Annotated in this window: 3 protein-coding genes; all 3 read left to right on the top strand. The window is 74.1% G+C overall.

Annotation, left to right across the window (positions count from 1 at the left end; genetic code table 11):
• Positions 1-30 precede the first annotated feature (30 nt).
• The 3 genes from KBX34_RS07475 to KBX34_RS07485 are packed head-to-tail and all read left to right on the top strand — an operon-like array spanning position 31 to position 24,795.
• The gene (locus KBX34_RS07475; protein WP_210924076.1) at positions 31-10,692 is read left to right on the top strand and encodes a type I polyketide synthase; all 10,662 of its coding nucleotides are present in this window, start codon (positions 31-33) and stop codon (positions 10,690-10,692) included.
• Complete coding sequence (locus KBX34_RS07480) at positions 10,689-15,545, top strand: type I polyketide synthase (RefSeq protein ID WP_374223665.1); 4,857 nt, start codon at positions 10,689-10,691, stop codon at positions 15,543-15,545. Before KBX34_RS07475 ends, KBX34_RS07480 begins: the two co-directional genes overlap by 4 nt.
• A gap of 46 nt (positions 15,546-15,591) precedes the next feature.
• Positions 15,592-24,795, top strand: coding sequence for a type I polyketide synthase (locus KBX34_RS07485; RefSeq protein ID WP_374223668.1), 9,204 nt, complete (start codon positions 15,592-15,594; stop codon positions 24,793-24,795).
• The last annotated feature ends 5 nt before the right edge of the window (positions 24,796-24,800 follow it).

The following is a 24,800-nucleotide window of genomic DNA, read 5'->3' on the forward strand; positions in this document are numbered from 1 at the left end:
GATGCGCGCATCCGGAGGGGTTGGCAAGCGATGCTGACTGAAGACAAGCTCCTCGACTATCTGAAGCGGGTCACCGCCGACCTGCACCAGACGCGGCAACGGCTGCGCGAGGTCGAGGCGGGCGAGCAGGAGCCCATCGCCATCATCGGCATGGGCTGCCGCTTCCCCGGCGACGTGCGTGCCCCCGAGGACCTGTGGCAACTGCTGCTCGACGGACGCGACGCGATGGCCGAGTTCCCGGACGACCGGGGCTGGGACCTGGACGCGCTGTTCGGCGACGGCGCGGCGGGCACCTCCGCCGCCCGCCAGGCCGGCTTCGTCTACGACGCGGCCGACTTCGACGCGGCCTTCTTCGGCATCTCGCCGCGCGAGGCCACCGCAATGGACCCGCAGCAGCGGATGCTGCTGGAGGTCACCTGGGAGGCCCTGGAGGACGCCGGGATCGACCCGTCGACGTTGAAGGGCAGCCAGACCGGTGTCTTCGCCGGCACCGCCGGTCAGGACTACGGCACGCTGCTGCTGGGCGCCTCCGAAGGACTGGAAGGGCACCTGCTCACCGGCAACGCCGCCGCTGTCGTCTCCGGGCGGGTCTCGTACTGCCTCGGGCTGGAGGGCCCGGCGGTCACCGTCGACACCGCGTGCTCGTCGTCGCTGGTGGCGCTGCACCTCGCCGCACAGGCCCTACGCCAGCAGGAATGCGGGCTCGCGCTGGCCGGAGGCGCCACCGTGATGGCCACCCCCGGCGCGTTCCTGGAGTTCTCCCGCCAGGGCGGGCTGTCCGGCGACGGGCGGTGCAAGGCGTTCGCCGCCGCGGCCGACGGCACCGGCTGGGCGGAGGGCGCCGGCGTGCTCGTCCTGGAGCGGCTCAGTGACGCGCAACGCAACGGCCACCCGATCCTCGCCGTGATCCGCGGCTCGGCGGTCAACCAGGACGGCGCATCCAACGGGCTCAGCGCGCCGAACGGCCCGGCGCAGCAGCGCGTCATCCAACGGGCACTGGCCAACGCCGGCCTCACCCCGGCACAGATCGACACGGTCGAGGCGCACGGCACCGGCACCAGCCTCGGCGACCCCATCGAGGCGCAGGCCCTCATCGCCACCTACGGGAAGGACCGCGACCCGGAGCGTCCGCTGTGGCTCGGCTCGATCAAGTCCAACCTCGGGCACACGCAGGCCGCCGCCGGGGTCGCCGGCATCATCAAGATGGTCCTGGCGATGCGCGCCGGTGTCCTGCCGCAGACGCTGCACGTCGACGAGCCGACCCCGCAGGTCGACTGGTCCGAGGGCGCCGTCGAGCTGCTCACCAGCCGGCGGCCGTGGCCGCGGACCGGGGAGCCCCGCCGCTCGGCGGTCTCCTCCTTCGGGGTCAGCGGCACCAACGTGCACGTCGTCCTCGAACAGGCCCCGGAGGTAGCGGACGACACCGCGCCCGCACCGGCGGTCAGCTCGACGCCGGACGGACCGTGGTTGCTGTCCGGGCGTACCGAACGGGCACTGCGGGCGCAGGCGGCGAAACTGCTCGCCCGGGTGGCCGGCGACGACCGGGTCGACCTGCGCGACCTGGCGTACGCCCTGACGACCGCCCGCGGCACGTTCGACCACCGGGCTGTGCTCCTGCCCGGTGACCGCGCCGACCTGGTGCACCGGCTCGCGGCGCTGGCGGAGGGGCGCCTCGACACCGGAGTGCTCGTCGGCCAGCGGGGGACAGCGCGTACCGCCTTTCTCTTCTCCGGTCAGGGCTCCCAGCGCGCCGGCATGGGCACCGAGCTGGCCGCCGCGTACCCCGCCTTCGCGGCGGCGTTCGACGAGGTCTGCGACGCGCTCCAGCCGCACCTGGAGCAGCCGCTGCGCCAGGTGATCGCGGAGAACCCGGACGGCCTGCTGGACCAGACCGCCTACACCCAGGCCGGTCTCTTCGCCGTCGAGGTGGCGTTGTACCGGCTGATCGAGTCCTGGGGCATCGTCCCCGACCACCTGATCGGTCACTCCGTCGGTGAGCTGGCCGCGGCGCATGTCGCCGGGGTGCTGTCCCTGGCCGACGCCGCGACCCTGGTCGCCGCTCGCGGCACGCTGATGCAGGCGCTGCCCTCGGGCGGGGCGATGATCGCGGTTCGGGCCACCGAGGCCGAGGTGCTGCCGCTGCTGACCGAGGGCGTGTCGATCGCGGCGGTCAACGGCCCGCGCTCCATCGTGCTCTCCGGCCGGCAGGACGCGGTCGAGGCCGTCGCCGCGCACTTCGGCAAGGCCAAGCGGCTGACCGTGAGCCACGCCTTCCACTCGGCGCTGATGGAGCCGATGCTCGACGACTTCCGCCGGGTCGCCGAGAGCATCACCTATCACGAACCGCGAATCCCGATCGTCTCCAACGTCACCGGCCGGCTCGACGAGCGACAGGACGCCGCCTACTGGGTGCGGCACGTCCGGGACGCGGTCCGCTTCGCCGACGGCATCACCGCGCTGGCGGACGCCGGCGTCACCACCCTGCTGGAGATCGGCCCGGGCGGCGTCCTCACCGCTCTGGCCGAGGACTGCCTGACCGACGGTCAGGTGGTGGTCGCCGCGCTGCGCAAGGACCGCCCCGAACCGGTTGCCCTGCTCGCCGCGGTCGGCCGCCTGCACGTGCACGGTGTGTCCCCGGACTGGCGTGCCGTGCTCCCCGCCGGCCGGCCGGTGCACCTGCCCACCTACGCCTTCCAACACGAGCGCTACTGGCCGGACACCTCCCGCCGATGGACCGGCGACCTGACCAACGTGGGCGTACGCCCGGCCGGGCACCCGCTGCTCGGCGCGGCCGTCGCGCTCGCCGACGGCGGCGGCTTCCTCTACACCGGCCGTCTCAGCCTGGAGCAGCACTCCTGGCTCGCCGACCACGCCGTGCAGGGCACCGTGCTGGTGCCCGGCACCGGTTTCGTGGAACTCGCGCTGCGCGCCGGTGAGCAGGTCGGCTGCGGTCATCTGCGGGAACTCACCCTCCAGGCGCCGCTGGTGCTGGCCGAGCGCGGCGACACCGAACTTCAGGTGTGGGTCGGCCCGGCCGAGGACGACGGCTCCCGCGCGGTGACCGTCCACTCCCGAGCGGTCGACGTCACCGACCCGGACAAGCCGTGGACCTGCCACGCCGCCGGGACGGTCCAGGCCGCCGAGGCGTCCACCGCCGACTGGCGGGACTTCACCAACTGGCCGCCGGCCGGGGCACACCCCGCCGACCTGACCGGCTTCTACGACAGGCTCGCCGCGCAGGGCTTCACCTACGGACCCGCGTTCCAGGCGCTCCAGCGGGCCTGGGTGGCCGGCGAGTACGCGTACGCCGAGGTGCGTATCCCGGACGGCAGCGGCACCGACCCGGCGGACTTCGGTCTGCACCCGGCGCTGCTCGACGCGGCCATGCACGCCACCGGCCTGCTGCCGGCCCGCACGACCGAGCAGGGCAACCGGCTCCCGTTCGCCTGGAACGACGTCGCCCTGCACTCGGCCGGCGCCACCGACCTGCGGGTCCGGGTGCGGATCGCGGAGAACGCCGACGTGAGCGTCGCCGTCGCGGACGCCACCGGCGCGCCGGTCGCCGAGGTGCGGGTGCTCACGCTGCGGCCCATCTCCGCCGAACAACTCGCCACCACCGACGACACGCTCTTCCACGTCGACTGGCCGGCCGTCACGACCACCGCCGTCGACCCGGGCCGGATCGTGATCCTCGGCGACGATCTGCCCGAACTCGACGCTCGCGGCGTCGACCGCTACCCGGACCTCGCGGCCCTCGGTGTCGCTGTGGCCGGTGGGGCGGACCGCCCGGACCTGGTCCTGGCCGACTGCTCCGGGACGGACCCGGACCCGCGATCCACCCACACCACCACCATCGCCGCGCTGGTCACCGCGCAGCACTGGCTGGACGACCCGGCCTTCGACGGGGCCCGGCTGGTCCTGGTCACCCACGGGGCGATCGCCGCCGGCCCGGACGAGGACGTCACCGACCTGTCCGCCGCCCCGGTCTGGGGCCTGATCCGCTCGGCCCAGTCGGAGAACCCGGAGCGCTTCGTCCTGGCCGACCTGGACGCGCACCCGGAGAGCGCGGGCCGGCTGATCGAGGCGGTCACCTCCGGCGAACCGCAGGTCGCCGTCCGGCGCGGCACGGTACGGGTGCCCCGGCTGGCCCGGCTCGCCCCGGCCCGCGAGCCGCACCGCTCGCTCGACCCGGACGGCACCGTCCTGATCACCGGTGCCACCGGCACCCTGGGCGGCCTGCTCGCCCGGCACCTCGTCACCCTGCACGGCGCGCGGCACCTGCTGCTCACCAGTCGCCGGGGCGGCGCCGCCGAAGGCACCGCCGAGCTGTGCGCCGAACTGACCAGGCTGGGCGCCGCGGTGACCCTGGAGGCCTGCGACACCGCCGACCGGGACGCGGTCGCCGCGCTGCTCGCCTCGGTGCCCGCCGAGCATCCCCTGACCGCCGTGGTGCACGTCGCCGGGGTCTCCGACGACGGCGTGGTCAGCGCGCTCACCCCGGACCGGGTCGGCGCGGTGCTGCGGCCCAAGGTCGATGCGGCCCACCACCTGCACGAGCTGACCCGGGACGCGGACCTGAGCGCGTTCGTCCTGTTCTCCTCGCTCGCCGCGACCCTCGGCGGTGGCGGTCAGGGCAACTACGCGGCGGCGAACGCCTACCTGGACGCGCTCGCCCAGCACCGGCGGGCCGCCGGGCTGCCCGCGGTGTCGCTGGTCTGGGGCCTGTGGGACGCCCGCAGCGGCATGTCCGAGCACCTGGACGACACCCACTTCTCCCGCATCGCCCGCGGCGGCATCGTCTCGATGCCGTCCGACGACGCGCTCGCGCTCTTCGACAGGGCGATCGCCGCCTCCGTACCGGTGGTCGCGCCGGCCCGGCTGGACTTCGCCGCGCTGCGCGCTCAGGCCGTCCAGGGCGGCGTCCCGGTGCTGCTGCGCGGTCTGGTCCGGCTGCCGGGTGGCAGGCCGGGCACCAAGACCCGCGCCGGCAACGCGTTCCTCACCCACCTCGCCGCCCTCGCCGAGGCGGACCGGGAGCGCGCACTGCTCGATCTCGTACGCGGACAGGCAGCCGCCGTCCTGGGCCACTCCGGTCCGGCGGCCGTCCCGCCGCAGCAACCCCTCTCCGAACTCGGCGTCGACTCGCTGACCGCCGTGGAGATCCGCAACCAGTTGGGCGGTGCGACCGGGCTGCGCCTGCCGGCCACTCTCATCTTCGACTACCCGACCCCGCAGGCTCTCGCCGGATACCTGCACGACCAGCTGATCGGCATCGAGGCACCGGCACCGGCGAGCCCCGAGGCCGCGCCGATCGCCGCGGACGAGCCGATCGCCATCGTGGGCATGGCCTGCCGCTACCCCGGCGGTGTGCGCACGCCCGAGGACCTGTGGCACCTGGTCGACCTGGGCAGCGACGGGATCACCGGGGTCCCGGAGGACCGGGGCTGGGACATCGCGGGTCTCTACGACCCGGACGCGGACCGACCGGGCGGCTTCTACGTCCGGGAGGGCGGCTTCCTCGACGGGGCCACCGACTTCGACGCCGCGTTCTTCGGGATCAGCCCCCGCGAGGCCGTCGCCATGGACCCGCAGCAGCGGGTGCTCCTGGAGGTCTCCTGGGAGGCGATCGAGCGGGCCGGCATCGACCCGGTGTCGTTGCGCGGCAGCCGGACCGGCGTGTTCGCCGGCACCAGCGGCCAGGACTACGGCGGCGTGCTCGGCCGTGACCCGTCCAGCGTGGGCGGTTTCGGCCTGACCAGTACCACCGCCAGCGTCATCTCCGGTCGTGTCTCGTACGCGCTCGGGTTGGAGGGGCCGTCGCTGTCGGTGGACACCGCCTGCTCCTCGTCGCTGGTCGCCCTGCACCTCGCGGCCCAGGCGCTGCGGCAGGGGGAGTGCTCCCTCGCGCTGGTCGGTGGCGTGATGGTGATGGCGACCCCGGCCGCGTTCGTCGCGTTCAGCCAGCAGCGCGGGCTGGCCCCGGACGGTCGGTGCAAGTCGTTCGCCGGGTCCGCCGACGGGATCGGCTGGGCCGAGGGCGCCGGCGTCCTGGTGGTCGAACGGCTCTCCGACGCGCGGCGCAACGGCCACCAGGTCCTCGCCGTGGTCCGGGGCAGCGCGATCAACCAGGACGGCGCCTCCAACGGGCTGACCGCCCCGAACGGCCCCTCTCAGCAGCGCGTCATCCGGGCCGCCCTGGCCAACGCGGGCCTGGGCGCCGCCGACGTCGACGTGGTCGAGGCGCACGGCACCGGGACGGTGCTGGGCGACCCGATCGAGGCACAGGCGCTGCTCGCCACCTACGGTCAGGCCCGGCCCGCCGACCGGCCGCTGCGGCTCGGGTCGATCAAGTCGAACATCGGGCACGCGCAGGCCGCCGCCGGCGTCGCCGGGATCATCAAGATGGTCGCGGCGATCCGCAACGAGACGATGCCGCGCACCCTGCACGTGGACGAGCCCACCCCCGAGGTGGACTGGTCGGCCGGCGCGGTCGAGCTGCTCACCGACGCCCGGCCGTGGGAGGCGTACGGGCGTCCGCGCCGGGCCGGCGTCTCGTCGTTCGGTGTCTCCGGCACCAACGCGCACGTGATCATCGAGGAGGCGCCGGCAGCGCCGGTCGACGAGCCGGCCGTGGTGTCGCAGGACGTGCCGTGGGTGCTGTCCGGGCGTACCGCCAAGGCTGTCGCCGACCAGGCCCGCCGGCTCACCGACCTTGGTTCGGCCCCGGCCGAGATCGCTCACTCGCTGGTGGCCCGATCCCAGTTCCTCCAGCGGGCGGTGGTGCTCGGTCCGGATCACCGCGGTGGCCTCGTGGCCTTGGCCGACGGGTTGCCGTCCAGCACTGTGGTTTCCGGTGCCGCGCGCTCGGCCGGTGTGGTGTTCGTGTTCCCGGGTCAGGGTTCGCAGTGGGTCGGTATGGCCACTGAGTTGTTGGATGCGGAGCCGGTGTTCGCGGCGCGGATCGCGGAGTGCGCGGCGGCGCTGGATCCGTTCGTGGACTGGAATCTGTTGGAGGTGTTGCGCTCGGACGATCCGTTGGAGCGGGTGGATGTGGTGCAGCCGGTCCTGTGGGCGGTGCACGTGTCTCTCGCGGAGGTGTGGCGGGCGAAGGGTGTGACTCCGGATGCGGTGATCGGTCATTCGCAGGGGGAGATCGCGGCGGCCTGTGTGGCCGGGGTGCTGTCGCTCAGTGACGCGGCGAGGGTCGTGGCGTTGCGGAGCAAGGCTCTGCTGTCGATCGCGGGCACTGGTGGGATGGTGTCGGTCAACGCCGGCCTGGACGTGGTCACCCCGTTGTTGACCGACGGTGTGAGTGTTGCGGTGGTCAATGGTCCGACGAGTGTCGCCGTGGCCGGTGCCGATCTGGATGCGTTCCTGGCGGCTGCGGAGGCGGCCGGGGTGCGGGCCAGGCGGGTCAAGGTCGATTACGCCTCACACTGCGCTCTGGTCGAGCCGGTGGAAGCGGAACTGGCCCGTGTCCTCGACGGTGTGCGAGCGCAGCCCGGTGCGGTGCCGGTGTTCTCCACGCTGGAGGACGGCGGCGTGATGGACGCCGGCTACTGGTATCAGAATCTGCGTCAACCGGTGCGTCTCGACCTGGCCGTCGAGGCGGCGCAGGCGGCCGGGCACCGGATCTTCATCGAGGTCAGCGCGCACCCGGTGCTCACCGGCGCGATCGCCGACACCGCCGACGTTCCCGCCGTCGGCACGCTACGCCGAGGCGAAGGTGGCCCCCGGCAGGTGGTGCGGGCCCTCGCCGAGGCCTGGGTGCAGGGCGCCCCAGTCGACTGGAGCACCGTCGTCCCGCCGACCCGGACCGTCGACCTGCCCACCTACCCGTTCCAGCACCAGCGGTTCTGGGTCGACGAGGTCAACCTCCCGGTCACCGCCGACATCGCCACCGCCGGACTCAGCGCCGCCAACCACCCGATGCTCGGCGCCGCCATCCCGCTGCTCGACTCCGACGGGGTCCTCTTCACCGGCCTGCTCTCCGTCGAGGCCCACCCATGGCTCGGCGAGCACAAGGTGATGGGCGCCAACGTCATGCCCGGCACCGCCTTCGTCGAACTGGCCCTGCACGTCGCCAACCAGACCGGATGCCGGCGGCTGGAAGAACTCACCCTGCTCACCCCGCTGATCGTGCCCGAGCGCGGCGCCCGCCAACTACAGCTCTGGGTGGGCCCACCGGACGGCAACGGCCGGCGTGCCTTCAACGTCCGCTCCCGCTCCGACGACGGAGAGCCCGCCGACGCGCTCAGCCCCACCGGCTGGATCCACCACGCCACCGGCGCGATCAGCACCGCCGCCGATCCGGCCGCACCGACCGACCTCACCACCTGGCCACCGCCCGGCGCCCGGCCGGTCGACCTCACCGAGTTCTACGAGGCCGTCAGCCGGACCGCGTTCGACTACGGACCGATGTTCCAGGGCCTGCGCGCCGCCTGGGTCACCGAGGACGACGTCTACGCGGAACTGTCCCTGCCCGAGTCGGGCAGGGCCGCCGCAGGCGCGTACGGCATGCACCCGGCCCTGCTCGACGCCGGGCTCCAGGCCATGTCGCTCAACAACTTCCTGACCCGGATGGGCGACGGTGAACCCGCCGAACGGAGCCGCCTGCCGTTCGTCTGGAGTGGCATCTCGCTGCACGCCACCGGCTCCTCCAGCTTCCGGATCCGGCTCAAGCCGGCCGGCGCCGTCGGTGTCTCGTTCACCGTCGCCGACAGCACCGGCGCCCCGGTCGCCGAGATCGACTCGCTGATCATGCGGCCGGTCTCGGCGGACCGGCTGGCCAGTGCCCGTGGCGGCGACCACGAGTCGCTGTACCGGCTGGACTGGACTCCGGTGCTGCCCGCAACCGCGCCGGCTACCGCCGTTGTCGGCGCCGACCCGTACCAGCTCACCGGTGTCGCCGGGACCGGGTACCCGGACCTGGCCGCGCTGGCGAACGCGCCGGCCGTACCCGAGCTGGTCTTCGTGACGCTCGAAGCGGATCCACTGCGGACGGCCGAACCCGGCGTCGGCGCCCGGCACAGCACCACGCTCGCGCTCGACCTGGTGCAGCGATGGCTCGCGGAGCCGGCCTTCGGCGCGTCGCGCTTGGTCGTCGTCACCCGCGGCGCGGTCGCGGCGAACACCGACGATGCGGCCGGTGACCTGGCCGCGGCCGCCGCGTGGGGCCTGATCCGCACCGCCCAGGCCGAGAACCCGGACCGGTTCGTCCTGCTCGACCTCGACGACGATCCCACCTCACTCGCGGTGGCCGTCCCGGCGGTCGCCTCCGGCGAGCCGCAGGTGGTCGTCCGCGCCGGCCGTCCGCTGGCACCACGCCTGGCGCCGGTCCCGGTCGCCCCGGAACCGCGCGCGGACATCACGCCCGGCGACCCGGACGGCACCGTGCTGATCAACGGCGGCACCGGCACCCTCGGCGGGTTGCTCGCCCGGCATCTCGTCACCGAGCACGGCGCCCGGCGGCTGGTGCTGACCGGACGTCGCGGACGCTCCGCCGACGGGGTGGACGACCTGGTCACCGACCTGACCGACCTTGGCGCCGAGGTCACAGTGGAGGCCTGCGATGCCACCGACCGGGACGCCCTCGCGGCGGTCCTGGACCGGATACCGGCTGACTGGCCACTGACCGTCGTGCACGCTGCGGGCGCACTCGACGACGGTGTCGTCACCGCGCTGACCCCGGAGCGCATCGACGCCGTACTGGCGCCGAAGACCGACGCCGCGTGGAACCTGCACGTGCTGACCCGGGACCGCAAGATCGCCCGGTTCGTGCTCTTCTCCTCGGCGGCCGGCGTGCTGGGCGGCGCGGGGCAGGGCAACTACGCGGCGGCAAACGCCTTCCTGGATGAGCTGGCCCGCCACCGCAGGGCGCTCGGCCTGCCCGCCGAATCCCTGGCCTGGGGCCTGTGGGAGCAGGCCAGCGGCATGACCGGGCACCTGGACGGTGCCGACCTGCGCCGGGTGGCGCGCGGCGGGGTCCGGCGACTGCCGACCGCCCGGGCGCTCGCCCTGTTCGACACGGCAGGTGTGCTGGACGAGCCGTTGCTGATCCCCGCCGACCTGGACCTGGCCGGGCTGCGCAACCAGCCGGTGGAGACAGTGCCGGCGCTGCTGCGCGGACTCGTCCGTGGCGCCACCCGGCCGGTCGCCGAACCGGCCGGTGGCCCGTCGGTCGTGGGCCTGGCCCAGCGGCTCGCCGGTCTCGCCGACGAGGACGCCGACGCCCTGGTCCTCCAGGTGGTACGCGCCAACGTCGCCGCTGTCCTCGGCTACCCGAGCCCGGACGAGGTGGACCCGACCCTGCCGTTCAAGGAGCTGGGCTTCGACTCGCTGACCGCCGTCGAGCTGCGCAACCGGCTCAACGTCGCGACCGGCCTGCGGCTGCGCGCCACCCTCGTCTTCGACTACCCGAACGCCCACTCGCTCGCCGCGTACCTGCGGGCGCAGGTGGTGCCGGACGAGGTCGGGGCGGCCGAGCCGCTGCTGGCCGAGTTGAGTCGGATCGAAGCCGCCGTGGCCACGCTGCCCGGCGACGGACCGGTCCGCGAGCAGGTGACCAGTCGCCTGCGGGACCTGCTGGCCGGGCTGGAGCCCACCGGCGCCGCGGACGTGGCGCAGGACCTCGAGTCGGCCACCGACGACGAAATGTTCGAGTTCATCACCCGAGAGTTCGGAGTGTCGTGATGGCAGACGACGAGAAGCTTCGCCATTTCCTCAAGAAGGTCACCACCAGCCTTCAGGAGACCCGGCAGCAGCTGCACGAGGCCGAGAACCGTGACCGGGAGCCGATCGCGATCGTCTCGATGAGCTGCCGGTTCCCCGGAGGCGTACGCGGGCCGGAAGACCTCTGGCAGATGCTGGTCGGCGGGCGCGACGCGCTCGGCCCGCTCCCCGCCGACCGTGGCTGGGACCTGGAGTCGCTCTACAGCCCGGACGCGGACGCACCCGGCCAGAGCTACGTCCGGGAGGGCTCGTTCCTGACCGACGCCGCCGACTTCGACGCCGCGTTCTTCGGGATCAGCCCGCACGAGGCGCTCGCCATGGACCCACAGCAGCGGCTGCTGCTGGAGGCGTCCTGGGAGGCGATCGAGCGGGCCGGTGTCAACCCGCAGAGCCTGCGCGGCAGCCAGACCGGCGTGTTCGTCGGCATCACCCAGCAGAACTACGGCACCGCGCTGCACGAGGCGCCCGAGGGCGTCGACATGTACCTCGGCACCGGCACCACCACCAGCGTCGCGTCCGGCCGGATCGCGTACAGCCTGGGCTTCGGTGGCCCGGCCGTCACGGTGGACACGGCCTGCTCGTCGTCGCTGGTCGCGATGCACTGGGCGGTCCAGTCGCTGCGGTCGCGCGAGTGTGACCTGGCCCTGGTCGGCGGCGTCACGATCATGGCGGCGCCGGGTGCGTTCATCCTGTTCAGCAGGCAGAAGGGGCTGGCCGCGGACGGCCGGTGCAAGCCCTTCGCCGAGGCCGCCGACGGCACCGCCTGGGGAGAGGGCGTCGGCATCATCATGGCCGAGCGGCTCTCCGACGCGCAGCGCAACGGCCACCCGATCCTGGCGATCGTGCGCGGCAGCGCGACCAACCAGGACGGTGCCTCCAACGGCCTGACCGCGCCGAACGGGCCGGCCCAGGAGCGGGTCATCCGCGCCGCGCTCGCCAACGCTCGGCTCACCCCGGACCAGGTCGACACCGTCGAGTCACATGGCACCGGCACCACCCTCGGCGACCCGATCGAGGCGCAGGCGCTGCTGGAGACGTACGGCCGGGGCCGTCCGGCGGAGCACCCGCTCTGGATCACCTCGGTCAAGTCGAACATCGGGCACACCCAGTCGGCGGCCGGCATCGCCGGGCTGATCAAGGCGGTGCTCTCCATCCAGCACGGGGTCCTGCCGAAGACACTCAACGTCGACGCGCCCACCTCGCACGTGGACTGGTCGGCGGGCGCCGCGCAGGTGCTCACCGAGACGATCCCGTGGCCGGAGACCGGGCACCCGCGCCGGGCCGGGGTGTCGTCGTTCGGCGTCTCCGGCACGAACGGGCACATCATCCTGGAGCAGCCACCGGCCGAGCCCCCTGTCGATGCCACCGACGGCAGCGACGGCCAGCTCGCCGCGTGGCCGATCTCGGCACGTACCGAGGCCGGCCTCGTCGAGCAGGCCCGGCGCCTGCACGACCACCTGACCCGGCACCCCTCGCTCACACCGACGGACGTCGGCCACTCGTTGTGGAAGACCCGGGCCACCTTCGACCACCGCGCCGTCGTCGTCGGCTCCAACCGCAGGGAGATGCTGCAGATCCTCGCCGAGTTCCCCGACGGCAGCGCCCCCCGGGCCGACCGGCAGCTCGGCGGCAGGCCACTCTTCGTCTTCCCCGGCCAGGGCTCGCAGTGGCTCGGCATGGCGACCGAACTGCTCGACCAGGAGCCGGTCTTCGCCGCCCGGATCGCCGAGTGTGCCGCCGCCCTCGACCCGTACGTCGACTGGTCGCTGCTCGACGTGCTGCGCTCCACCGACCCGGCCGCGTTGAACCGGGTCGACGTGGTGCAGCCCGCGCTCTGGGCGGTGATGGTGTCGCTCGCCGAAACCTGGATCTCCCGTGGCGTACGACCCGGCGCGGTCATCGGCCACTCCCAGGGCGAGATCGCCGCCGCCTGTGTGGCCGGCGCGCTGTCGCTGACCGACGCCGCCAAGGTGGTCGCCCTGCGCAGCCGCGCGCTGCTGGCCCTGTCCGGCACCGGCGGCATGGTGTCGGTCAACGCCCCGCTCTCGGCGGTAGAACCGCTGCTCACCGACGGCATCGCCGTCGCCGCCGTGAACGGCCCGTCCAGCGTGGTCGTGGCCGGCGCCGACGTCGCAGGCTTCCTGGCCGCGGCCCAGGCGGCCGGTGTCCGCGCCCGGCAGGTCCAGGTGGACTACGCCTCGCACTGCGCCCAGGTCGAGCCGATCGAGGACGAGCTGGCCCGGCTCCTGGACGGGATCACGCCGACCGCCGGCACCGTCCCGATCATCTCCACGGTCACCGGCGAGCCGATCGACGGCTCCGCGATGAACGCCGGCTACTGGTACGACAACCTGCGCAACCCGGTCCGCCTCGACCGGGCGGTCCGCACCGCCCTGGGCGCCGGTCACGCCCTGATCGTCGAGATCAGCCCGCACCCGGTGCTGATCGCCGGGCTCACCGGCCTCGCCGAGGAGGCCGGCGGCGACGCCGTGGTCCTCGGCACGCTGCGCCGCGGCGACGGGGGGCTCCGCCGGTTCACCCAGTCGCTGGCCGCGGCGTACGTGCACGGTGCCGCTGTCGACTTCGCGACGGTCCAGCCGCAGGGGCGCATCGTGCCGCTGCCGACCTTCGCCTTCCAGCGCCGGCCGTACTGGCTGGGCGGCCAGCGGCCTCCGGCTCCCGCCGCCGCGGCCCCGGGCACCGACGACGCGGTCTTCTGGAACGCCGTCGAGCGGCAGGACGCGAACGTGCTCGCCGAGACCATCGGCGCCGACCCGGCCGCCGTGGGGGACCTGCTCCCGGCGTTGTCGTCGTGGCGGCGGCAGCGGCAGACCGGCTCGATGCTGGACAGTTGGCGCTACCGCGACGAGTGGGTACGCGTCCCCGACCAGCCGGCACGTCTCACCGGCACCTGGCTGGTCGCCGTACCGGCTGGTCTCGACTCCCCGCTGCCCGCCCAGGTCAGCGGAGCCCTGCGGGCCGGCGGCGCGCAGGTGGTGCCGCTGGAGATCGACTCGGTCGACGTCCAGCGCACCGCCCTGGCCGCCCAGCTCACCCTGGCGCTCGACGCGGCCGGCTGCGACCGCCCCGACGGGGTGCTGTCCCTGCTCGCCCTGGACGAGCGGGTCCTCGACGGGCACCGCTCCACTCCGCGCGGCTTCGCCGGCACCGTCGTACTGGTGCAGGCCCTCGGCGACCTCGGCGTCGGCGCCCCGCTCTGGTGCGCGTCGCACGGCGCGGTCGGCACCGGGCCGGGCGACCCCCTGGCCAACCCGGTCCAGGCGCTGCTCTGGGGCTTCGGCCGGGTGGCCGCGCTCGAACACCCGGAACGCTGGGGTGGCCTCGTCGACCTGCCCGGGACGCTCGACGAGCGCGGCTCCGGCCTGCTCTGCGCCCTGCTCTCCGGCGCGACCGGCGAGGACCAGGCCGCGATCCGTCCGCCCGGCCTTCTCGGTCGGCGCCTGATGCGCGCCCCGGTCGGCGACCGCAGCCCGGCGCGGAGCTGGCAGCCGCGCGGCACCACCCTCATCCTGGGTGGCACCGGCGGCCTCGGGTCCCAACTGGCCCGCTGGCTGGCCGAGCACGGCGCCGAGCACCTGCTGCTGGTCAGCCGCCGAGGCCCGGACGCGCCCGGCGCGGACCGGCTGCGCGACGACCTCACCGCGCTGGGCGCGACAGTCACAGTGGCCGCCTGCGACGCCGCCGACCGGGACGCCTTGGCCGCGCTGATCGACGCGATCCCCGCGAAGACACCGCTGACCACTGTGGTGCACAGCGCCGCCGTCCTCGACGACTGCGTGATCGACGCGCTGGAGACACACCGCGTCGACGGTGTCCTGCGCGCCAAGGTCGACTCGGCCCGCCACCTGCACGAGCTGACCCGGGGCCTGGACCTGGACGCGTTCATCACGTTCTCCTCGTTCGCCGGCACGGTGGCCAGCTCCGGCGTCGGCAACTACGCCCCCGCCAACGCCTACCTGGATGCCCTGGTGCAGCACCGCCGGTCGCTCGGCCTGCCGGGCACCGCGATCGCCTGGGGCGCCTGGGGTGGCGGTGGCATGGCCGACGGCGAGTTCGGTGAGCTGCTGACCCGCCACGGCGTCGCCGAGATGGCACCCGAGCTGGCGATCACCACGCTGCGCCAGGCGGTGGAGCACGGCGAGCCGTTCCTCACCGTCGCCGACATCCGGTGGGAGCGGTTCTTCGTCGCGGTCACCGCGACCCGGCCCAGCCCGCTGGTCAGCGCGATCCCGGAGGCACAGCAGGTGCTCGCGGCCATCGCCCGCGACGGGGACGGCGCCGGCGAGAGTGCCACGGCGCGCCTGGCGGGCCTGCCGCCCGCCGAGCGGGCCAAGGTCCTGCTGGAGACGGTACGCGCGCAGGTGGCCACTGTGCTCGGTTACGCCTCGGCCGACGAGGTGCCGCCGAAGAAGGCGTTCCAGGAGCTCGGCTTCGACTCGGTGACCGCCGTGGAGCTGCGCAACCGCCTGGGCGCCGCCACCGGCCTGCGGCTGCCCGTCACGCTCGTCTTCGACTATCCGAACCCGGTCACGCTCGCCGCCTTCCTGGACAGCCTGTGCGGCGGCGCCGACGACAGTTCCGCGCTGGACGACCTGGACCGGCTGGAAGCGGCCCTGGACGGCCTCGAACCGGACGACGTCACGTACGTCCGGCTGATGACCCGCATGCAGGCGCTCGTCGCCGACTGGAAGCACGGCCGCGCCGAGCCGGTGGAGACCGCGGGCGACGCCCTGGCCGACGCCACCGACGAGGAGATGTTCGAACTCCTCGGCAAGAAGTTCGGCATCGCCTGACCCGCACGCTCACAAGGGGAGACCACCGATGGCCAACGAAGAGCGGTTGCGCTACTTCCTCAAGCGGGTCACCGCCGACCTGGAAACCGCCCAGGAGCGTATCCGGCACCTGGAGGTACGCGCCGACGAACCGATCGCGATCATCGGTGTGGGCTGCCGGTTCCCCGGTGGCGTGGACTCCCCGGAGTCACTGTGGAACCTGGTTGCGGCGGACGGCGACGGCATCACGCCGTTCCCGGCCGACCGGGGCTGGGACACCGAGGCGCTGTTCGACCCCGACCCGGACAACCCCGGGACGTCGTACGCCGCCGAGGGCGGGTTCCTCAGCGGGGCGGGTGACTTCGACGCCGGCTTCTTCGGCATCAGCCCGCGCGAGGCACTGGCGATGGACCCGGCGCAGCGGCTCCTGCTGGAGGTGTCGTGGGAGGCCATCGAGCGGGCCGGCATCGACCCGGCGTCGCTGTCCGGGTCGCCGACCGGCGTGTTCGCGGGCACCAACGGCTCGGACTACGCGGCGATGCTGATGGGTGCGTCCGAGGGCCTGGAGGGTTACCTCGCTACCGGCAACGCGGGTGCGGTGATCTCCGGCCGGGTGTCGTACTCGCTGGGCCTGGAGGGGCCGGCGGTCACCGTCGACACGGCCTGCTCGTCGTCGCTGGTCGCGCTGCACCTGGCGGCGCAGGCGCTGCGGGCCGGTGAGTGCTCGCTCGCGCTGGCCGGCGGTGTGACAGTGATGGCGACCCCGTCGCTGTTCGTCGGCTTCTCCCGTCAGCGCGGCCTGGCCGCCGACGGCCGTTGCAAGGCCTTCGCCGGTGCCGCCGACGGCACCGGCTTCGCCGAGGGCGCCGGTGTGCTGCTGTTGGAGCGGCTGTCCGAGGCCCAGCGCAACGGGCATCCGGTGCTCGCCGTGGTACGCGGCAGCGCTGTCAACCAGGACGGCGCGTCGAACGGGCTGACCGCCCCGAACGGGCCGTCGCAGCAGCGGGTGATCCAGGCGGCGCTGGTCGACGCCCGGCTCTCGGCGGCGGACGTCGACGTGGTGGAGGCGCACGGGACCGGCACCCGGCTGGGTGACCCGATCGAGGCGCAGGCACTGCTGGCCACCTACGGCCGGGAGCGCCCGGCGGACCAGCCGTTGTGGTTGGGGTCGGTGAAGTCGAACATCGGGCACACACAGGCCGCCGCCGGCGTCGCCGGGATCATCAAGATGGTCGAGGCGCTGCGTCATGAGACGTTGCCGCGGACCCTGCACGTGGACGAGCCGACGCCGCAGGTGGACTGGTCCGACGGTGCGGTGGAGCTGCTGACGGCACCGCGCCCGTGGGCGGCGGGGGAGCGTCCCCGCCGGGCCGGGGTGTCGTCGTTCGGGGTGTCCGGCACGAACGCCCACGTGATCATCGAGGAGGCACCGGCCGCGCCGGTCGACGAGCCGGTCGGGACGGCGCCGGATGTGCCGTGGCTGTTGTCGGCGGCGGCGCCGGAGGCGCTGCGCGGGCAGGCGGATCGGTTGTCGCGGGTGACGGCGGATCCGGGCGCGGTGGCGTACTCGCTGCTGTCCACCCGGTCGGTGCTGAGCCACCGGGCGGTCGTGCTCGGCCCGGACCACTCCGCCGGCCTGTCCGCCCTCCGGGACGGCCTGCCGTCGGCTTCGGTGGTCTCCGGTTCGGCCCACCCGGACTCGGGCGTGGTGTTCGTGTTCCCGGGTCAGGGTTCGCAGTGGGTCGGCATGGCTGCGGGGCTGTTGGATGCGGAGCCGGTGTTCGCGGCGCGGATCGCGGAGTGCGCGGCGGCTTTGGATCCGTTCGTGGACTGGAATCTGTTGGAGGTGTTGCGCTCGGACGATCCGTTGGAGCGGGTGGACGTGGTGCAACCGGTGTTGTGGGCGGTGCACGTGTCCCTGGCGGAGGTGTGGCGGGCCAAGGGTGTGACCCCGGACGCGGTGATCGGCCACTCGCAGGGGGAAATCGCGGCGGCCTGTGTGGCCGGGGTGCTGTCGCTCAGCGATGCGGCGAGGGTCGTGGCGTTGCGGAGCAAGGCGCTGCTGTCGATTGCGGGCAGTGGTGGGATGGTGTCGGTCAACGCCGGTCTGGACGTGGTCACCCCGTTGTTGACCGAGGGTGTGAGCGTCGCGGTGGTCAATGGTCCGACCAGTGTCGCCGTGGCGGGTGCTGACCTGGATGCGTTCCTGGCTGCTGCGGAGGCGGCCGGGGTGCGGGCGAAGCGGGTGAAGGTGGATTACGCCTCGCACTGCGATCTGGTCGAGCCCGTGGAAGGGGAACTGGCGCGTCTGCTCGACGGGGTGCAACCTCAGCCCGGTGCGGTGCCCGTGTTCTCCACGGTGGAGGACGGCGGTCAGATGGACGCCGGCTACTGGTATCGCAATCTGCGTCAGCCGGTGCGCCTCGATCTGGCCGTCGAGGCGGCGCAGGCGGCCGGGCACCGGATCTTCATTGAGGTCAGCGCGCACCCGGTGCTGGCCGGTGCGATCGAGGCCACCACCATCGGCACGCTGCGCCGTGACGCGGGCGGCCCCCAGCAGGTCGTACGGTCGTTGGCCGAGGCGTGGGTGCGGGGCGCGCCGGTCGACTGGAGCACCATCATCGCGGCCACCCGGGTCGTGGACCTGCCGACGTACCCGTTCCAGCACGAGCGTTACTGGCCCACCCGTGGCAGCGCGATCAGCGCGGCCGACCCGGTGGACAGCGAGTTCTGGCAGGCGGTCGAGAACGGTGACCTCACCCCGCTGGGCATCACCGGCGACGGTGGCGAGCTGCTGCCCGCCCTCACCGCCTGGCGCCGCCGCAAGCGCGAGCACCACACCCTCGACGACTGGCGGTACCGGGTCACCTGGCAGAGCAGGACCACCCCGACCGAGAACACCCTCACCGGCACCTGGCTGGTCCTGCGCCCAACCGGCGAACCCTGGTCGGACGCCGCCGAGGACGCCCTCGCGCAGGCCGGCGCCCGGGTCGTACCGGTGGCCATCGCTCCCGGCCCGATCGACCGGAGCGCCCTCACCGACGCGGTCAACGCCTCCATCGGCGCGACACCCGTCGACGGAGTGCTGTCCCTGTTCTCCCTGCCCGCCGCCGAGGCCGCTGGCGCGGTGCACGACGCGTCCACAGTGCTGCACGGTCTCGCGGACGCGGGCGTCACCGCCCCGCTCTGGCTCGCCACCCGCTCCGGAGTCCGGGTCGGCCGTTCCGACGCCGCCCCGGCACCCACGCAGGCAGCGCTCTGGGGCTTCGGCCGGGTCGTCGCACTGGAAGAGCCGCACCGCTGGGGTGGCCTGATCGACCTGCCGGCGCAGCCCGACCCCCGGTCGGCCGCCCGGCTCGTCGCGGCACTCACCGCCGGCGACGACGAGGACCAGTTCGCCGTCCGCGCCTCGGGCCTCTACACCCGCCGGCTGACCCGCGCCCCGCAGGGCGCCACCCCCGGGTGGTCGCCGTCGGGCACCGCACTGGTCACCGGCGGCACCGGCGCGATCGGCGCGCACACGGCCCGCTGGCTGGCCCGCAACGGCGCCGAACACCTGGTGCTCACCAGCCGCCGAGGCCCGGACGCCCCCGGCGCCGACGACCTGCGCGCCGAGTTGGAGCAGGCCGGCGCCCGCGTCACCATCACCGCCTGCGACATCGTCGACCGGGACGCCCTGCGCACCCTGATCGACGGCCTGCCGGACCTGACCTCCGTCTTCCACACCGCCGCCGTCCTGGACGACGGCACGCTCGGCAGCCTCGACCGGGACCGGATCGAGCGGGTGCTCGCCCCGAAGGCCGTCGCCGCCCAGCACCTGCACGACCTCACCCGGGACCGGGACCTCACCGCGTTCGTGCTGTTCTCGTCGCTGTCCGGCACCCTCGGCAACGCCGGGCAGGGCGCGTACGCCGCCGCGAACGCGTACCTCGACGCCCTGGCCGAGCAGCGGGCCACCGCCGGCCTGCCGGCCACCTCGATCGCCTGGGGCCGCTGGGGCGACGGAGGCCTCGCCGAGGAAGCCGTACGCCGGGAGCGGCTCAGCCGGGGCGGCCTGGGCGCGATGGACCCGGCGCTGGCCCTCACCGGCCTCGCCAGCGCGATCGGCGCCGGTGAGCCGGCCCTCGCCCTGACCGACGTGGACTGGGAGCGGTTCGCCCCCACCTTCACCGCGGTACGCCCCAACCCCACCCTCGCCACCCTCTGGGAAGCCGCCGGGAGCACCGGCACCGACCCGTCCGGCGATCTGACCCGGCGGCTGCTGTCGATGACCGCCCGGGACCGCTCCGCAGCCCTGGTCGAGCTGGTCCGCGGGCACGCCGCGGCGGTCCTCGGCCACTCCGGCGCGGACGGCGTGGAACCGGAGCGCGCCTTCCGTGACCTCGGGTTCGACTCGCTCACCGCTGTCGAACTGCGCAACGCGCTCGGCGCGGCCATCGGCCTGCGGCTGCCCGCCACCCTGATCTTCGACCATCCGACCGCCCTCGCCCTCGGCTCCCACCTCGGCGGTCTGCTCGCCGGAGGGACCGACGGTGACGCCGAGCCGGATGCCGGCCCGGACGCCTCCACCGCCGCCGACCAGGACGACCCGATCGTCGTGGTGGGCATGTCGTGCCGCTTCCCCGGCGGCGCGGACAACCCCGACCAGCTGTGGCAGCTCGTGCACGACGAGGTGGACGCGATCTCCACGTTCCCCGCCGACCGCGGCTGGGACGTCGACAGCGTCTACGACGCCGACCCGGACAACGCCGGCACCAGCTACGTGCGCGAGGGCGGCTTCCTCTACGGCGCCGCCGCGTTCGATCCCGAGTTCTTCGGCATCTCCCCGCGTGAGGCCCTGGCCATGGACCCGCAGCAGCGGCTCCTGCTGGAGACCGCCTGGGAGGCCTTCGAGCACGCCGGCATCGACCCGTCGACCGCCCGCGGCGAGCAGGTCGGCGTCTTCGTCGGCTCGAACGGCCAGGACTACGGCGCGCTGCTCTACGGCTCCACGGAGGGCGTCGAGGGGCACACCATGACCGGCAACGCCGGCAGTGTCGCGTCCGGCCGGATCTCCTACGCGCTCGGTCTGGAGGGACCGGCCGTCACCATCGACACCGCCTGCTCGTCGTCCCTGGTCGCGCTGCACCTCGCCGCCCAGTCCCTGCGCCAGGGCGAGTGCCGCCAGGCGCTGGCCGGCGGCGTCACGGTGATGGCCACCCCGGGCCGGTTCGTCGAGTTCAGCCGCCAGCGCGGGCTCGCCGCCGACGGCCGCTGCAAGGCGTTCGCCGACGGCGCCGACGGCACCGGCTGGGGCGAGGGCGCGGGCATGCTGCTGCTTGAGCGCCGATCCGCGGCGCTGGCCGCGGGTCACCAGATCCTCGCCACGGTACGCGGTAGCGCGATCAACCAGGACGGCGCGTCGAACGGGTTGACCGCCCCCAATGGCCCCGCCCAGCAACGGGTGATCCGGGCTGCGCTCGCCGACGCGGGCCTGCGACCCTCCGAGGTGGACCTGGTGGAGGCGCACGGCACCGGCACCCGGCTCGGCGATCCGATCGAGGCCCAGGCGCTGCTCGCCACGTACGGGCAGCACCGACCGGCGGACCGCCCGCTGCGGCTCGGCTCGATCAAGTCGAACATCGGCCACACCCAGGCCGCAGCCGGTGTCGCCGGTGTGATCAAGGTGATCCAGGCGATGCGGTACGGGGTGCTGCCCCGGACGCTGCACGTGGACCAGCCGAGCGCCGAGGTGGACTGGGAGTCCGGTGCGGTAGCGCTGCTCGACCGGTCCCTGCCGTGGGAGGGTGCCGGGCCGCGCCGGGCCGCCGTGTCGTCGTTCGGCATCAGCGGCACCAACGCCCACGTCGTGCTGGAGGGCGACCCGGCCCCGGCGACCGCCGCCCCCGTCACGAACCCGCAGCGCCCCGCCACGTGGCTGCTCAGCTCGCGGACCGAGGAGGGGTTGCGCGACCAGGCCGGGCGGTTGCTCGGCCACCTGGACGAGCACCCGGGGCTGGACCCGTACGACGTCGGTTTCTCCCTCGCCACCACCCGTACCCAGCACCGGCACCGGGCCGCGGTGTTCGGCCGTGCCGAGCTGGCGGCGGTGGCCGCCGGATCACCGGCTCCGATCACCGGTTCGGTGGTGCGGGGCAGGACGGCGTTCGTGTTCTCCGGGCAGGGGTCGCAGCGCCCGGGCATGGGCCTGGAACTCGCCGCCACGTACCCCGTGTTCGCCGAGGCGTTCGACGCGGCCTGCGCCGAGCTGGATCTGCATCTGGACCGGCCGCTGCGTGCGGTGATCGCCGACGGCGGTGAGCTGGACCAGACGGTCTACACGCAGGCCGCGTTGTTCGCTGTCGAGGTCGCGCTGTACCGCCTGGTGGGTGCCACCCCCGACTATCTGGTGGGGCACTCGATCGGTGAGATCGCCGCCGCGCATGTCGCCGGGGTGTTGTCGCTGGCCGACGCGGCGAAGCTGGTTGCCGCGCGGGGTCGCCTGATGCAGGCGTTGCCCGCCGGTGGCGTGATGGTCGCGGTGCGGGCCACCGAGGCGGAGGTGCTGCCGCTGTTGGTCGACGGGGTGTCCGTGGCGGCGGTCAATGGTCCTCGCTCCGTGGTGCTGTCCGGTGCCGCCGACGAGGTGGCATCCGTGGCCGCCCAGTTCGAGAAGTCGAAGCGGCTCACGGTGAGCCACGCGTTCCACTCGGTGTTGATGGAGCCGATGCTGGTGGAGTTCGCACAGGTTGCGGAGACGTTGACCTACGCGTCTCCGCGGATTCCGGTCGTCTCGAACGTGACGGGGCAGGTTGGTGAGACGCAGGACGCGGCGTACTGGGTGCGGCACGTGCGGGAGGCGGTTCGCTTCGCCGACGGCATCGCCACCCTGGAAGGCCTGGGTGTCGCCACGTTCGTGGAGATCGGCCCGGACGGTGTGCTGTCGGCGATGGGCGCGGACTGCGTGACCGACGCGGTCTTCGTGCCGGTGCAACGCGTCGACCGGGACCAGCCCACCGCCCTGCGCACCGCGCTCGCCCAGCTTCACGTCCGGGGCGTCGCGGTGGACTGGGCCGCTCTGCACCCCGGAGCGCGTCGGGTCGACCTGCCCACCTACGCGTTCCAACGGCAGCACTACTGGCCCGGTACGGTCTCCTGGGCCCGGCCCACCGCCGACAACGACGAGCACCTGTGGGACCGCATCGAGCGCGCGGACCTCGACGGCATCGGCGCCGAACTCGCCCTGCCGCCGGACGCCACCCTTCCGGCGGTCGTCCGGGCACTCTCCGACTGGCGGCGGCAGGCCCGGCGCAGCTCCACGATCGACGGGTGGCGCTACGGCGTACGCTGGCGGCCCCTGTCCTCGACCGGGACGCCCACCCTGACCGGCACCTGGCTGCTGGTCAGCACCCCGGAGCACCCCACGGCGGAACTCGCCGCCGTGCTGCGCCGACACGGCGCGGCGACCGGAACCGTCACGCTGACGCCGGCCGACCTGACCCGGGCCGGCACCGCCGCGCGGCTCGGCGCGGCCCTCGACGAACACGGCCCGGTGCAGGGCATCCTGTCCCTGCTCGCCCTCGACCAGGAGCCGCACCCCACGCACCCGATCCTCACCAGGGGCGTCGCCGGCACGGTGACGCTGGTCCAGGCCCTCGACCAGCTCGGCGCCACCGCTCCGGTGTGGAGCGTGACCCGCGGCGCCGTCGCGATCGGCGGCTCGGAGCGGGTCGCCGCGCCCGCCCAGGCGCAGGTCTGGGGCCTCGGCCGGGTCGCCGCCCTGGAACAGCCCCGGCTGTGGGCCGGTCTGGTCGACCTGCCACCCCTGCTCGACGACCGCGCCGGCTCACGGCTCTGCGCCGTGCTCGCTGGTGCCGGCGCCGGAGGCGGTGAGGACCAGGTGGCGGTCCGCGCCTCGGCGATCTTCGGTCGCCGACTGGTCCGCCACCCGCGCAGCACGACACCGGGCCCGCAGTGGCGCCCGCGTGGCACGGTCCTGATCACCGGTGGCACCGGAGCGCTCGGCGGGCGGGTCGCGCGCCTGCTCGCCGAACGAGGAGCCGAGCACCTGCTCCTGCTCAGCCGCCGGGGCGCCGACGCACCCGGGGTGGCCGACCTGACCGGCGAGCTGACCGCGCTCGGCGCCCGGGTCACCGTCGAGGCCTGTGACGTCGCCGACCGGGACGCGCTGGCCGGGGTGCTCGACCGCGTCCCCGCCGACCTGCCGCTGACCGCTGTGGTGCACGCCGCCGGCATCGGCACCCCCGGATCGCTGCGGGACACCGATCTGGACGAGTTCGCCTCCGTGGTCCGCGCCAAGATCGCCGGTGCGGTGCACCTGGACGCGCTGCTCGGCGAACGGCCGCTCGACGCGTTCGTGCTCTTCTCCTCGATCGCGGGGATCTGGGGCAGCGGCGGCCAGGGTGCGTACGCGGCCGCCAACGCGTACCTCGATGCCCTCGCCGAGGCCCGGCGGGGTCGCGGCCTCGCCGGTACCGCAGTGGCCTGGGGTCCGTGGGGCGACGGTGGCATGGCCGAAGGGCCAGCCCAGGAGCAGTTGCGCCGCCGTGGCCTGCCGGTGATGAACCCGGAGTCGGCGATCGAGGCGCTGGCCGCCGCCGTCGACGACCGCGAGGTGGCGCTCGCCGTCGCCGACGTCGACTGGGCCCGGTTCGCGTTGCCGTTCCAGGCGGTCCGCTCCGGCCGGCTGCTGGACGAGATCGACGAGGCGCGGGCGGCGCTCACCGCCGCCGCGCCGGGCGCCGAGAGCGCGGCCGACGCCGACGCGTTGCGCCGCAGTCTGACCGGCCTGCCGGCAGCCGAGCGGGAACGGGTCGTGCTCGACCTGATCCGCAAGAACGCGGCCACCGTGCTGGGGCACACCGCCCCCGGCGGCGTCGACGTCGACCGCGGGTTCCTGGAACTCGGCTTCGACTCGCTGACCGGGGTCGAGCTGCGCAACGCGCTCTCCGCCGAACTCGGCCTGCCGTTGCCCGCGACGCTGATCTTCGACTACCCGTCACCGCTGGTCCTGGCCGAGCACGTCCTCGACCAGTTGGCCGGCCCGGAGGCGGGCGGGGACCCGGAGGAGCAGCAGGTCCGACAGGTCCTGTCCCGGATCCCGGTGGAGCGGTTGCGCGCGGCCGGCCTGCTGGACACCCTGCTCGGCCTGGCACAGACCGGGCCGGAGGCGCCGGATGCGCCGCCGGCCACCGATGACGACGGTGAGGACCTGGCCGAGCTCGACGTCAGCGAGCTGGTCCGCCTCGCCCTCGACGGCACCGAGAGCTGACGGGG

The sequence above is a fragment of the Micromonospora sp. M61 genome (assembly GCF_018070245.1).
In the GTDB taxonomy this organism is placed as follows: Bacteria; Actinomycetota; Actinomycetes; order Mycobacteriales; family Micromonosporaceae; genus Micromonospora; species Micromonospora zamorensis.

Coding starts and splice junctions, on each gene's coding strand:
- KBX34_RS07475 (WP_210924076.1), top strand. CDS start 31: ATGCTGACTGAAGACAAGCTCCTCGACTATCTGAAGCGGGTCACCGCC.